Genomic DNA, 12,537 nt, shown 5'->3' with positions numbered 1-12,537 from the left:
CTTATACCCCCTCTCCGGAATTTTTTATCGCCGCCGTATCGGATTTTTTTCGCCGCTTTGTTTCCGTTCCCGTGTTTTTTGTTTTGTGATCGGCCGTTTCGCCTGAATTATCCGAAGTCGTAAGCGTTTTAAATACGTCTTCAAGGCTGTTATACTGGGGCGTCATTTCATACAGGATCCATTTATTTTTTACGCAAAGTTCGAAAATTTCAGAGCGAATTTCTTTGCCGCCCGAAACGGAAACGAGGGCGGAGACTGTTTTATTTCCTTCGATCTCGCTCTGTCCTTCTTGTTGCAAAACGGTAATTCCCGCAACCCCCGAAAGCGATCCGCAGGCTTTTACAAATTCGTCTTCCGTGCTTTTGCCTACCGTAATTTTTATATTAAGGGAATGCCCGTATCTTTCTCTGAGTTCCGTCGCAGGGCTGTCCGCGACAAGCTGCCCTTGAGAAATAATGATTATACGGTTGCATATCATTTCCACTTCGCTCAGTATGTGGGTGGAAATTATGACTGTTCTTGTCTTTCCTATTTCTTTAATGAGTTTTCTTACGTCTCCGATCTGGTTCGGATCAAGTCCGCTTGTCGGTTCGTCCAAGATCAAAATTTCAGGATCGTTCATAAGAGCGTGAGCAAGGCCGACTCTTTGTCTGTAACCGCGGGAAAGCTCGTTTATGTTTTTATGCATTACTTCTTTAAGTCCGCAGATGTCGCACAGGGCGGGAACTTTTTTATCGGCGTCCGCGCCTTGAATTTCCGCCACGTAGCGAAGATAATCTTCCGTGATCATATCGCCGTAAAGCGGAGCCGCTTCAGGCATGTAGCCTATTTTACGCTTCGCCCGTACCGGATCTTCTCTTATGTCCTTTCCGTCGATCTTTATGGAACCTGAACTCATTTCCAAAAATCCGGTTATCATGCGCATTGTCGTAGTTTTCCCCGCTCCGTTGGGCCCTAAAAGTCCTACTATTTCGCCTGTAGGAATTGAAAAACTTACGTCGTTTACGGCGCAAAAATCTCCGAAAATTCGGGAAACATGTGAAACTTCTATCATAAATTTCCCCCAATTTAAATAATTCAGTTTATAAACTATAAATATATTAATAAAAACTACGTTACGGCAATATCAAAATATTTTTAATCACGGGCGTCACGGGCGAATTTTCAGCTTTATGCGTGCCGATCCGAAAATTAAAATCCCCGCAGCCGTCTGAGCTTGGCCGGCTTGCCCGCACCGCATTTGCGCCGGTCGGAGAGGGCGGTGTCGGTTGCCGCTGCTTGCGTTTGGCTCGTGTTTACTCGGTTGCCTTGCGCCGAGAACGGGAACTTTACTTAAACGGCCGTATAAAGTAAACTCCGAATATATTTAACTTTGGCGATCTGTTGTAAAAAGCGCCGTCTGAAGAGCTGCCGTTTTTTCGGAAGTTGCAATTTGCTTGAAGCTCCGCTGCAGATTCTGCAAAAGTTTTTATGGGAGTGTTTAAAAGCCGCCGCTAAATAGTCGCCGCGTCTTTTAACTTAGAGTTTCCCTTCGGAAAACTCTTTTATTTACTGTGCGCAAAGAGCGCACGAAAACGGCATTCTCGGAAATCGAAATTTCCTCGTATGCCGTTTTGTAAGGAGTGTTTAAAAGCCGCCGCTAAATAGTCGCCGCGTCTTTTAACTTAGAGTTTCCCTTCGGAAAACTCTTTTATTTACTGTGCGCAAAGAGCGCACGAAAACGGCATTCTCGGAAATCGAAATTTCCTCGTATGCCGTTTTGTAAGGAGTCATTATGAAAAAAACGGTTTACGCATTTGTCTTATCGCTTTTTGTTTTAGTGGTATTCGTTTCGTGCAAGAGCACTAAAGAGGGTTCGGAGCTTTCCGTCATAGTTACAGGGAGCGAAGAATACGTTTCGGCGGCCGGCAAAGAACTTTCTGTGAAGTTTTACGCGCTTTCCGATCAGAGCCTTGATTTTATAAAGGTTCAAGATTCTGAAGGCAACAAATTTACATGTGCGCGTGTAATTTCAGCCAGCGGAGCGCGCTATTCCGATGAAATTTCTCGCGAATTTTGGTTTAAAGGCGATTCTTTGTCGGTATTTGTTTCGGACAACAGCGGTTCTTGGAATAAAGACGAAGATTATTCTGTAAAAAAATAAAGCAAAATTATATGCGTGCAAAATAATGCGCACTAATGCGGCATTTTCAAAAATCGATATTTTCCGCAATGCCGCATTTCAAGGGGATTTTTTTAATCCTTTTTGAAGATCTGCAAGTGAAGTTTTTGAAAGCTCAATTTCCATTGCCTTTTCGGCTTTTTCAAGGCACGGATCGAGAATTTTACGTATTTTGCTCCCTACAGGACATTTTTCGTTGGGATTCGGATGAAAATTAAAGACTTCGCGCTCTTCATTGTCCGTGTTTACGGCTTTAAAAACATCAAGCAGAGAAACGGTTTTCAACGGAACTGCAAGGCGCGAGCCCCCTGAACCTATCGCCGTTGTTATCAGACCTGCTTTCTGCAGCTGCAATAGAATTTTTCTGATTATTACGGCATTTACGCCCGTGCTTTTTGAAATAAATTCTGATGTTACTTTGCGTTCGTTTTCAAAATAATCGATACAAAGCAGTGTGTGGACGGCGGCCGTAAATCGCACGCTTATTTTCATAAAAACCCCGCATCGTTTAAATTCCACGGACACCGTTTTTTTATCTTTTATATGCCCGACTTCTATCATTGTACCGGAAATATTCTTTAAATAAAACATGACCGCTGCGTCGCGGCAGCAGCGAGAACGGCGCAGCCGCCGCGGATTTGCAAAGGCATCGGCGTTTTAACGGACAAAACCGCCGCGCTCGGCGCAATCTGTCGGCGCGGCGGTTTTAAATCCTGTGTCCAATGGTTTTAGGATAAAGTCGATAGTTTGTACTATTTATAAAAGAAGTTCGCCGTCATATCAAGATAGTTCAGACCTGAATACGCGCCGTATTTTTTTTGCACGGCGGCCTTAAATGACGCGGCGGTTGAGTTTTTTGAAGCAATGTCTTTTAGATCCTGTAAATACGCTATTTTTGTCTTTACGTCATCAAGGTTTTCCGGTGCGTAATGCGATGTAAGAATGAGGCTGATGTTTTTTTCAATATATCCGTTTAGCGACGCAATCATGGCATGGGCCGCTCCCGCAACGATTGAATGGCTGTCGTGGCCGAGCATGTGAGTGTACACGGCGTTTATTTCAGGAATTTCAATGTCAAAGGCCTCACCGGTCCTTGTAATTCTCATTTTTACGCCTGCAAGCGTAAAAGAATCGCCTTCAATAAAATTTGTCGTTTTATATATGGATTTATCGAATGCGCTTCCGAAAGCGCCCGCAAAGCTGTTTACTAAAGCGGCGCCTCCTCCGTTGGTGTTATAATCGGTAGCGTTCTTTGTTGAATAAACGGGGCTTCCTTTCATGAACGTTGCGCCCGCTCCGTGGTATGCGATAACAGTTCCCTTATATTCTACGCCTAGATCTTTAATGTATTTTTCCAACTCGGCAATATTATCAAAAAAGGCCGGAGATTCGATAAGGAACGCCTGTCCTTTTTTTTCTACCAAAAAACACTCGTCGCTTATGGGATCGTTTGTTTTAAAAGCGTGAAGCTTTACTTTTCCGTAGTCATAAACATCCATCGCCCCTTTTGAAAGCTGAACCGTTCTGTGCTGCGCCTTTTCCAACTGTTCGGCTTTGCCGGCTTTTGTTGACGCACAGCCTATGAGAACCGCGCCCAAAACTGCAAGCGAAGAAATAATTGCAATTTTCATATTTTTCTCCCTTAGTGCCCGTACATGCCGCGCATGCAGGCACTGAATATTGTTTAGTCCGCTTATGCGGATCCGCAATAAAAACGTACAACCGGATTGTGTTGTTCTTTATTTATTACAGCTAAAATATAATCGAAGCTTGATGTAATGTCAATAGAACATCATAAAAATATGCTGCTTTTACGGCAAATTTTACAAAATTAGTCGGAATAACGGAATTTTCACAGGAGATTTACATTATAGTTCGTGCCGGCGATCGATTTTTTAATGATTTTTGCATCATGCATTCGGTATTTGACAAGATGCGCGCGATCTTGGAAAATACGGCAGAGGAAAATTATGAATAAACGAAATATAGGAATTATTATTTTTGCGGGAGCTGCGATGTTTTTTTCATGTACCGCCAAGGCGGACGAAAAAAAGGCTGCAAGTCAATTCAAATCGATTACAATGGATGAAGCTGCCAAACTCATAGATACGAAAAACGATTTTATACTTGTCGACGTCCGCCGTCCCGAAGAATACAGGGAGGGGCATATTCCCGGAGCCGTGCTTCTCACAAACGAAACCATTACCGAAAAGACTGCCGAACAGGTTATCAAAGATAAAAATCAAAAAGTTCTTGTTTACTGCCGCAGCGGACGGAGAAGTCTTGACGCCGCCAAAAAACTTTCGGCGATGGGTTACACGAACATTATCGAGATCGGCGGTATAATGAATTGGAAGGGCAAAATAGAAAAGTAGATTGCCGGGGTAAGAACATCGGAACTGTGCGACCGCGCCGGCGGGGCGGTGCAGGTGCGGCGAAATGCGTCCGGCGCAATCCGGCGCCGATACAATTCAATGCCGACTCTGGATTTTTTTCTCTTTTTATGTAAAATATCCATGTAAAAAAGGTATTATAATGAATGATTTTATTACGTGGGATCCTTCCTTTGACGTAGGGATTGAAATAGTAGATAAACAGCATAGACATTTGGTGCATTTAACCAATATGTTGTATAACGCGTGTTTGGGAGAAAAAGACGGACTGGACGAAGCGTTTCGGGGAGTTATGAAAGAGCTCGTCGACTATGTTATGATTCATTTTAGAGATGAAGAGCGCTTGATGAAGGGCATAAAGTATCCCAGGTTTTCGGAACACAAGCAAAGGCACGAATCGTTCGTCAAAGAGATATTGGCGTCCGTAAACGCCTATACGCAAGGAAAACAGTTTGTTCCGAATAATTTTGTGCGTTTTTTGCGCGATTGGCTTTTTGACCACATACTGATAACCGACAAAGAAATGGCAAAATACTATTTTTCGCTTAAAAAATAAAAAAAAGGGCTGTGATCGAGCACGCTGCCAGAAAGCTCTGCCTGATGTGAACGCCTGTAAGCCTTTTATGTTTACTCGCTTATCTTTTTATTCCGGAGAGACATCATGTATAGATTTTATTTGCAGCTTGCCGCCGTTGCCTTACCGATCTTTTTCTTTGCGGCGAGTCCCTGCGTACCCTCCGATGCCGCCAAAACTCCCGTAAACACGATTTCCGATTATCGCAAGGCTATGCGTTCCTTTGTAATAAACATTGCCGGTTACGCGAGGGGATTTGATAAAGGCTTTATTGTGATCCCTCAAAACGCCCAGGAAGTTGCATGGAACGCAGACGACGAAACCGACGAATACGGAATTCCGCTTACGAGCCCTGACGCTGCGTATTTTTCTGCAATAAACGGAACCGGAAGGGAAGACACCTTCTTCGGATATCCTAAAGCGGGATCGGTCACAAAACCTGAAATACGCACGTATTTTACCCGATTATGCGACGCTTATCTTAAAAGCGGACTTTGCGTTCTTTCCATCGATTACACAAAGTCAAAAGCGAATATAAAAAAATCTTATTCGGAAAATTCCTCAAAATCATACGTAGGATTTGCGGCTCCCAACCGCATTCTCGACATCATACCCGAAAATAGCGGTTACGACCCGCATTATTATCCCTATTTGAAAAATTCCGCCGACATAAAAAATCTCTCCGACGCAAAAAATTTTTTGTACGTGATCGGCATGAAAAGTAACAATCCCGACGGTTCGGATCTTGTTGCGGCGCTTGCAAAAACGGATTACGACCTGATCATTATGGACGTTTTTGTAAACGGTACGGAAATACCGTTCAAAAAAGATCAGATTGAATCGCTGAAAAAAAAGGCTTGCGGCGGCACGAGGCTTGTTATAGCTTACATGAGCATAGGCGAAGCGGAAGATTACAGGTGGTACTGGAACCCTTCATGGACTAAAAAAAGCAAGATCATGCCTTCCGCGCCTGAATGGCTTTGCGGTGAAAATCCCGACTGGAGCGGAAATTACAAGGTAAGATATTGGGATGAAGAATGGCAAAAAATAATCTTCAGAACCGATAATTCTTACACAAAAAAGATAATCGACGCCGGATTTGACGGCGTTTATTTGGATATCATCGACGCCTATGAATATTTTGAGGGAAAGGCGGATTAAGGCGTACGTATAAAATCCTGGAATTTTATACGTATAAATTTCGGGCGGAATCGGACTCTCGCGGCGAATTGTGCGCCGCAAGCCGGGTTTATGCGGAAATCTTTACATCGCTTTGGGGCGGTAAAGGATCGTCATGCCGCGGCCGTTCGCGCCTGCCACCTTTGTTATTTCAAAGTCGTCTTTAAGATATTCGATCAGATCCGAAAGTTTTCTAAAGCCGAAGTCGCGTGTGTCAAATCCCGGATCCATGCGCTTAAAAAGGGAACCTGCGGCGGATACGTTCGCCCAGCCGTTATCGTCGGCATATTTTTCATACGCGTTGGTTAAAAGCCGGTAGATTTGCCGGAATTGACGGTCGGACATTCTGTTGGCTCTGTTTTTGGAGTCCTGCTTGGCGGTTTCCGCTTGAGGGGCTCTTTTCTGGAGGTTTTCTTCTTGGCGGCTTACAGGCGTTTCCGTCGCCGTTTCAGGTTCTTCGGTAAGGTTTTCTATGTATATAAAATCGTCGCAGGCCTTTATAAAAGATACGGGAGTCTTTTTTTGACCTACGCCGAATACGAATTCCTGCGATTCCCGCAGCCTTGAAGCGAGCTTTGTAAAATCGCTGTCCGAGGATACCAGAACGAATGCGTCGTATTTTTCGGTATAGAGCAAGTCCATCGCGTCTATTATCATCGCCGAGTCGGAAGAATTTTTTCCCTTTGTATAAGAAAATTGCTGTACCGGCAGGATCGCGTTTTCATTTAAAACGTCTTTCCAGTGTTTTAAATGCGTAGAAGAAAAATCTCCGTATGCGCGCTTTGTTATTATGTGCCCGTGTACGGCTATTTCCTGCAGAATGGCGGCGAGTTTGTTGTAAGGAGTGTTGTCCGCGTCAATAAGCACGGCAATTTTTTTTTGCCCTTCGATGTCTATCATATTTTATCATTATATCATCTTATGAGAGGAATTTCCATCGGCTTTTTGAAAGCTGAAATTTCAGCCTTGTAAGTCGCACGTCCGTGTGTGACCGCGGCAAGGAGCGGCAAGGATTGAAGGGGCGCGTTAGCGTTGGCGGCTTGCCGCCAATGGAGCGTTAGCGGAACCCCGAAAAGCCTGGTTTTTGCGATTTTATCGCAAAAAGCCGCCCTAAAATTATAGGACTTGAAGTTTTAATCGGAAATTTCGCCCGGCTTTTGCTTCATCCTCATATACTTCCAGCGGCGGTCTGCATTAAAATTGTATGGAAAAAAATCTTTAAAAAATTATTGCCTATTATCTTTAATTTTTATATCTTTAATGGTATCGATTATAGATGTCCGAAAAATCGGGATGTTCATATTAAATTAGGAGTTTTGAAATGGCAAAACAGTTATTGTTTAACGAAGATGCTCGTAAAAAGCTGCTTTCAGGTGCGGAACAGATCGCAGAGGCGGTAAAGGTTACCCTCGGCCCATGCGGACGTATGGTAATGCTGGACAAAAAATACGGCGCGCCGACTATCACAAAAGACGGCGTTACGGTTGCTAAAGACGTAGAGCTTAAAGATCCGTATGAAAATATGGGAGCTCAATTTGTAAAAGAAGTAGCCTCAAAGACAAACGACGATGCCGGCGACGGTACTACTACGGCGACGGTTCTTTCATACGCCTTGGTTCGCGAAGGTTTAAAAGCGGTTGCCGCAGGAATGCAGCCCATAGGCGTAAAGCGCGGTATGGACAAGGCTGTCAAACTTGCCGTTGAAGAAATCCGCAAGAATTCAAAGCCTGTCAAGAGCGAAGCCGACGTAACGAATATTGCTACAATTTCGGCAAACAATGATCCTGAGATCGGAAAACTGCTCGCCGACGCAATCCAGAAAGTAGGAAAAGACGGCGTTATCACTGTTGAAGAAGCAAAAAACATGGAGATGACCGTAGATACGGTTGAAGGTATGCAGTTTGACCGCGGATACATCTCTTCGTATTTTGTGACCGACCGCGAATCTATGGAAGCGGCTTATGAAGACGCCTATGTTTTGATTTATGACAAGAAGATTTCAACGATGAAAGACTTGTTGCCGCTTCTTGAAAAAATTGCGAATGCCGGCCGCGCTCTGGTCATTATTGCCGAAGATGTGGACGGAGAAGCTCTTACAACCTTGGTTTTGAACACTATCCGCGGAACGATCAAATGCTGTGCGGTAAAAGCTCCGGGCTTCGGCGATCGCAGAAAGGATATGCTGCAGGATATCGCTATTTTGACTGGCGGACAGGTTATTTCCGACGAAGTCGGCCTTAAACTTGAAACAGCGGATATTTCCATGCTCGGTCAGGCAAAATCCGTAAAGATCGACAAAGATAATACCACGATCGTAGGCGGTGCAGGCGAAAAGAAAAAGATTTCCGACCGTGTTGAAGAGATAAAACATGCCATTGAGAAGACGACTTCCAGCTATGATAAAGAGCAGCTGCAAAAGCGTCTTGCAAAACTTTCAGGCGGCGTTGCCGTTATCAATGTCGGTGCGGACACTGAAACTGAAATGAAAGAAAAGAAGTTCCGCGTAGAAGACACCATTGCGGCTACACGGGCTGCTCTGGAAGAAGGCGTCGTTGCAGGCGGCGGTATTGCGCTTATCGAAGCTTCCAAAGCTTTAAACAAAATCCCCGAAGAACTTACCGAAGACGAAAAGGTCGGTTTTAAGATCGTAAAACGCGCTCTTGAAGAACCTATCCGCCAGATAGCTGACAACGCCGGCTGGGACGGAGCTGTTATTGCAGATCGTGCAAAATCCGAAAAGAAGGGAGTAGGGTTCAACGCCTATACCGGAGAATGGGTCAACATGATGGACGCAGGTATAATCGACCCCGCCAAAGTTGCCTGTTCGGCTTTGAAAAACGCTTCTTCCATTGCGGGTACCATGCTTACGACGGAATGCGCCGTAACGGATATTCCCGAACCTCCGGCGCCGGCTCCGGCTGCACCCGCAGGTGGAATGGGCGGAATGTACTAAACTTCCGCTAAAATTGCATAGTGCAATTCGTGCATTCTTTGCGCGTTTTGTGCAAAGATAATAAGCAATGAAGATAGAACCCCGGCAATTTGCCGGGGTTTTTTTACGGTTCGAGATTTTGTGCGCCTTTTTATCGCTGTTACCGCTTCAAATTTACCGTTCCAGAACGCTGTAAAATTTTTCCAAGGTAAGCTCGGTAAAATCGTTTATTACCAAGTCGGCGTAAGGTGAGATTTCGTCCTTTGGATTTGTAGTTGCAAGTCCTATAACGTTCATTCCTGCGGCGCGTCCGGATTTAAGTCCGTTAAAAGAATCTTCAAATACGACGCAGTTTTTTTCAACCGTGCCGAATACCTTAGCTCCCAGCAAATACGGATCCGGAGCCGGTTTGCTTTTTGTAAACTGCTCGGCGGTAAGAATTTTGTCAAAAAGAGATTTTATTTCAGGCTGAGCTTTGTAGACGGCCTGCATCTTTATTAAATTCGAACTTGTGACTACTGCCGTTTTTATGCCTCGGGATCTTAATTCCCCGATAAAATTTTGTGCGCCCGGAATAAATTCCATTTTCATATTCCTTTCAAATTCTTCAAGTTCGGCGCTTATTTTTTTTCGATCGTTTTCTCGGTTCGGAAAAAAGGTTTCATAAATGTGCTTTAACGAAGTTCCCTTTATTTGATTTACTATGCCTTCATTATTCAGATAGGTTTTGCCTATGTTTTTCCAGAAAAGCGAATACTGAGATTCAGTGTCGAGTATTACGCCGTCAAGATCAAAAAGAGCTGCGATAGGTTTTGTTTTGTCCATAGATGAAAATATATCAGATTTATCGATTTATTGCAGCGGCGCAGAAGATACGTATGCAAAAGGCACATGCACAAAAGACGCGGCTATTTTCTTGCTACGATCACCATAGTTCTAGCTTTTTGATCGTAAGGGGAAAAATCAAAATCGCCGTAAATTTCCGCGCTTTTAAAACCCGCCGCCGCCATCATGCGCTTTAATTCCACTGCGGAATAAAGGCGCTGCACAAATTCGTGTTCGATTCTTGCGCCCGTACGGTTGTCGATCAGGATCCACTTTGAGAGAAGTCCTTCCCATGCGCCTTTTACGGAAAATTGGGTCAAAACGGTCTTTCCGGCTCTTTCAAACCATTCGCCTTCGGTAAAATAAAGAATGGCGGTTTCCCGGCTCGTGCATTCCAAGATAAACCAGCCGTCGTCTTTTACCGTATCGCAGATATGCTCCAGAATCTTCATATCGTCTTCGACAGATTCGCAATAGCCGAACGAAGTGTACAGACTGACCGCCGCATCGAATTTTTTTTCAGATGTATATGTGCGGAGGTCGGCTTTTACGAGTTCTATATTCACGTTTTCCGCCGCGGCGGTTTCAGCAGCCGCATCCAGTTCCGACTGTATGAGATCCACGCCTGTCACTGAAATCCCCTTAAGCGCCAGTTCTATCGCTATGCGTCCGGGGCCGCAGCCCGCATCCAAAACGCTGCTTCCTCTGCCTAAGCCCGCAATCTTGCATACGCTGTCGGCGACGGTCGGCGCTTCTGCCCATCTTTGCGCGTCGAACATTATGGGAGCGAAGTTGTTCCAAAAATCTTCGTTTTCAAACCATTCTTTTTTTCTTCCGTTCGGAGATAAAACCTGTATGTCCGCGTTCATTTTCAATCCTTAAAGTAATCTATAAAATAAAGTATAGCACAGATCCGTATTTTGTTTAGATTACATGTTTAAATATTCTGGAAAAAGTTTTTCGGTATATTGTGTTCTAGAATTCTTTATTGCTATGTTTTTTGTTTTTTTTACTGGAAAATAAAACTTGACAAGTTGGAGATTAGGAAAACGGGCTTCGCATATGAATGTGAAGAATCCAATGAGGGAATCAGATGTATTGCAAAGCCTGTGTTAAAAAACGGCCGCGTAAACGCAGCGGACAGCGTCGGTATTCCGTTGTTATGTATAATTGATTTTTGTCACATAAAAAAGGGGGTAATTGTGAAAATTACGAAATTGAACCTTTATATCGTGCCTCCGAGATGGCTGTTCTTGGAAGTTGAAACGGATGAAGGCATCTGCGGATGGGGAGAGCCTGTAATTGAAGGACGCGCCGATGTTGTAAAAGCTGCTGTTGAAGATTTCAGCCGTTATCTTATTGGAAAAGATCCCTCTAAAATTGAAGATTTATGGCAGACAATGTATCGTACGGGTTTTTACCGCGGCGGCCCCGAAGTAATGAGCGCCATTGCAGGTATTGACCAGGCTTTATGGGATATAAAAGGAAAAAATCTCGGAGTTCCGGTTTATGAACTTCTCGGCGGCTTATGCCGCGACAAATTGCGTGTGTACAGCTGGGTCGGCGGAGATCGTCCCGATGATTTGGAAAAAGGCGTAAGGGCGTTGTGGGACAGCGGTTGTACTGCCGTGAAGATGAACGCAACTGAAGAAATGCATTACATTGACAGCTTTGAAAAAGTGGAGGCTGTCTGTAAGCGGGTTGAAGCCATTCGCAATACTATGGGAAATAAAATGGATATAGCTGTTGATTTTCACGGCCGTATTCATAAATCCATGGCTAAAGTTTTGGCGCATGAACTTGAACCGTATCATCTTATGTTCATTGAAGAACCCGTCCTTCCGCAGAATAATGAAGCTCTTCGCGAAATTGCAAATCATACTTCTACGCCTATTGCGACGGGTGAACGTATGTTCAGCCGTTGGGACTTCAAGAATTTATTTGAAGACGGTTATGCGGATATAATCCAACCCGATCTTTCTCATGCGGGCGGAATCAGTGAAGTTAAAAAAATCGCCTCAATGGCTGAAGCTTATGATATGTCCGTGGCGCCGCACTGTCCCCTTGGGCCTATCGCTCTTGCAGCTTGTGTTCAGCTCGATGCGTGTACTCCGAATGTATGCATTCAGGAACAAAGCCTAGGCATACATTATAACAAAGGAGCCGATTTGCTTGATTACCTTAAAGATCCTGAAGTATTCAAGTTTAAAGACGGCTATATTTCGATACCTGCGGCGCCGGGGCTCGGTATTGAAGTAAATAAAGAAAAAGTATTGGAAGCCGCTGAAATCGGTCATCGCTGGAAAAATCCGATATGGCGCAACTATGACGGAACCATCGCGGAATGGTGACGGAAATGGAGGTATGATAAAAAGCGCTGTCTGAAATATCGCCGTCGGCTAAAGTCCGGAGACGAAAAACGCCGAAGCGCTTTTCTTTTAATGTAATTACAAAGAGAATTGTTGACAACAGG

At 44.3% G+C, this 12,537-nt stretch carries 12 protein-coding genes; 6 read left to right on the top strand and 6 right to left on the bottom strand.

Going from position 1 to position 12,537, the window contains the following annotated elements:
* Position 1: 1 nt before the first annotated feature.
* Positions 2–1,054 carry an ABC transporter ATP-binding protein gene (locus HRI96_RS09330; protein WP_210117101.1) on the bottom strand — a complete coding sequence of 351 codons (1,053 nt, stop codon included), beginning with the start codon at positions 1,052–1,054 and terminating at the stop codon, positions 2–4.
* A 720-nt stretch (positions 1,055–1,774) separates the two neighbouring features.
* On the opposite strand from HRI96_RS09330, the gene HRI96_RS09325 reads away from it, so the two are divergent.
* Positions 1,775–2,143: an MliC family protein gene (locus tag HRI96_RS09325; protein WP_210117100.1), complete on the top strand. Its 369-nt coding sequence runs from the start codon at positions 1,775–1,777 to the stop codon at positions 2,141–2,143.
* Between the two features lie 78 nt (positions 2,144–2,221).
* Here HRI96_RS09325 and HRI96_RS09320 read toward each other — a convergent pair whose 3' ends face one another.
* Both HRI96_RS09320 and HRI96_RS09315 read right to left on the bottom strand, forming a co-directional pair.
* Positions 2,222–2,752, bottom strand: coding sequence for an Rrf2 family transcriptional regulator (locus HRI96_RS09320; RefSeq protein WP_256729207.1), 531 nt, complete (start codon positions 2,750–2,752; stop codon positions 2,222–2,224).
* A 161-nt stretch (positions 2,753–2,913) separates the two neighbouring features.
* Positions 2,914–3,792 carry a hypothetical protein gene (locus HRI96_RS09315; protein WP_210117099.1) on the bottom strand — a complete coding sequence of 293 codons (879 nt, stop codon included), beginning with the start codon at positions 3,790–3,792 and terminating at the stop codon, positions 2,914–2,916.
* 339 nt (positions 3,793–4,131) lie between these two features.
* Here HRI96_RS09315 and HRI96_RS09310 point away from each other — a divergent pair, with 339 nt between their 5' ends.
* The 3 genes from HRI96_RS09310 (at position 4,132) to HRI96_RS09300 (ending at position 6,289) form a co-directional block, all read left to right on the top strand.
* Positions 4,132–4,536 (top strand): rhodanese-like domain-containing protein, encoded by a 405-nt coding sequence (locus HRI96_RS09310; RefSeq protein ID WP_210117098.1) that lies wholly within the window; start codon positions 4,132–4,134, stop codon positions 4,534–4,536.
* Between the two features lie 160 nt (positions 4,537–4,696).
* On the top strand, positions 4,697–5,110 hold the full coding sequence (locus HRI96_RS09305) for a bacteriohemerythrin (RefSeq protein WP_210117097.1): 414 nt from the start codon (positions 4,697–4,699) through the stop codon (positions 5,108–5,110).
* 105 nt (positions 5,111–5,215) lie between these two features.
* Complete coding sequence (locus HRI96_RS09300; protein WP_210117096.1) at positions 5,216–6,289, top strand: endo alpha-1,4 polygalactosaminidase; 1,074 nt, start codon at positions 5,216–5,218, stop codon at positions 6,287–6,289.
* A 102-nt stretch (positions 6,290–6,391) separates the two neighbouring features.
* Here HRI96_RS09300 and HRI96_RS09295 read toward each other — a convergent pair whose 3' ends face one another.
* Complete coding sequence (locus HRI96_RS09295) at positions 6,392–7,207, bottom strand: NYN domain-containing protein (protein ID WP_210117095.1); 816 nt, start codon at positions 7,205–7,207, stop codon at positions 6,392–6,394.
* 421 nt (positions 7,208–7,628) lie between these two features.
* On the opposite strand from HRI96_RS09295, the gene groL reads away from it, so the two are divergent.
* Positions 7,629–9,260, top strand: a complete 1,632-nt coding sequence (groL, locus tag HRI96_RS09290) for a chaperonin GroEL (RefSeq protein WP_210117094.1) — start codon at positions 7,629–7,631, stop codon at positions 9,258–9,260.
* Between the two features lie 153 nt (positions 9,261–9,413).
* Here the strand turns inward: groL and HRI96_RS09285 are convergent, their stop codons facing one another.
* Positions 9,414–10,064 carry an HAD family hydrolase gene (locus tag HRI96_RS09285; protein ID WP_210117093.1) on the bottom strand — a complete coding sequence of 217 codons (651 nt, stop codon included), beginning with the start codon at positions 10,062–10,064 and terminating at the stop codon, positions 9,414–9,416.
* A gap of 83 nt (positions 10,065–10,147) precedes the next feature.
* Entirely contained in the window at positions 10,148–10,933 is a 786-nt protein-coding gene (locus HRI96_RS09280; protein WP_210117092.1) for a class I SAM-dependent methyltransferase, read from the bottom strand.
* A 333-nt stretch (positions 10,934–11,266) separates the two neighbouring features.
* Here HRI96_RS09280 and dgoD point away from each other — a divergent pair, with 333 nt between their 5' ends.
* Positions 11,267–12,415, top strand: a complete 1,149-nt coding sequence (gene dgoD, locus HRI96_RS09275) for a galactonate dehydratase (RefSeq protein ID WP_256729206.1) — start codon at positions 11,267–11,269, stop codon at positions 12,413–12,415.
* The last annotated feature ends 122 nt before the right edge of the window (positions 12,416–12,537 follow it).

This window comes from Treponema parvum (genome assembly GCF_017893945.1).
Classification (GTDB): Bacteria; Spirochaetota; Spirochaetia; order Treponematales; family Treponemataceae; genus Treponema_D; species Treponema_D parvum_A.
The sequence above is the reverse complement of the archived record's forward strand: the minus strand, read 5'-3'. Positions and strand labels throughout refer to the sequence as shown.

What these genes read in the sequence shown, in the direction of transcription:
- HRI96_RS09330 (WP_210117101.1), bottom strand. Translation starts at nt 1,054, where the DNA reads ATGATAGAAGTTTCACATGTTTCCCGAATTTTCGGAGATTTTTGCGCC.
- HRI96_RS09325 (WP_210117100.1), top strand. Translation starts at nt 1,775, where the DNA reads ATGAAAAAAACGGTTTACGCATTTGTCTTATCGCTTTTTGTTTTAGTG.
- HRI96_RS09320 (WP_256729207.1), bottom strand. Translation starts at nt 2,752, where the DNA reads ATGTTTTATTTAAAGAATATTTCCGGTACAATGATAGAAGTCGGGCAT.
- HRI96_RS09315 (WP_210117099.1), bottom strand. Translation starts at nt 3,792, where the DNA reads ATGAAAATTGCAATTATTTCTTCGCTTGCAGTTTTGGGCGCGGTTCTC.
- HRI96_RS09310 (WP_210117098.1), top strand. Translation starts at nt 4,132, where the DNA reads ATGAATAAACGAAATATAGGAATTATTATTTTTGCGGGAGCTGCGATG.
- HRI96_RS09305 (WP_210117097.1), top strand. Translation starts at nt 4,697, where the DNA reads ATGAATGATTTTATTACGTGGGATCCTTCCTTTGACGTAGGGATTGAA.
- HRI96_RS09300 (WP_210117096.1), top strand. Translation starts at nt 5,216, where the DNA reads ATGTATAGATTTTATTTGCAGCTTGCCGCCGTTGCCTTACCGATCTTT.
- HRI96_RS09295 (WP_210117095.1), bottom strand. Translation starts at nt 7,207, where the DNA reads ATGATAGACATCGAAGGGCAAAAAAAAATTGCCGTGCTTATTGACGCG.
- groL (WP_210117094.1), top strand. Translation starts at nt 7,629, where the DNA reads ATGGCAAAACAGTTATTGTTTAACGAAGATGCTCGTAAAAAGCTGCTT.
- HRI96_RS09285 (WP_210117093.1), bottom strand. Translation starts at nt 10,064, where the DNA reads ATGGACAAAACAAAACCTATCGCAGCTCTTTTTGATCTTGACGGCGTA.
- HRI96_RS09280 (WP_210117092.1), bottom strand. Translation starts at nt 10,933, where the DNA reads ATGAACGCGGACATACAGGTTTTATCTCCGAACGGAAGAAAAAAAGAA.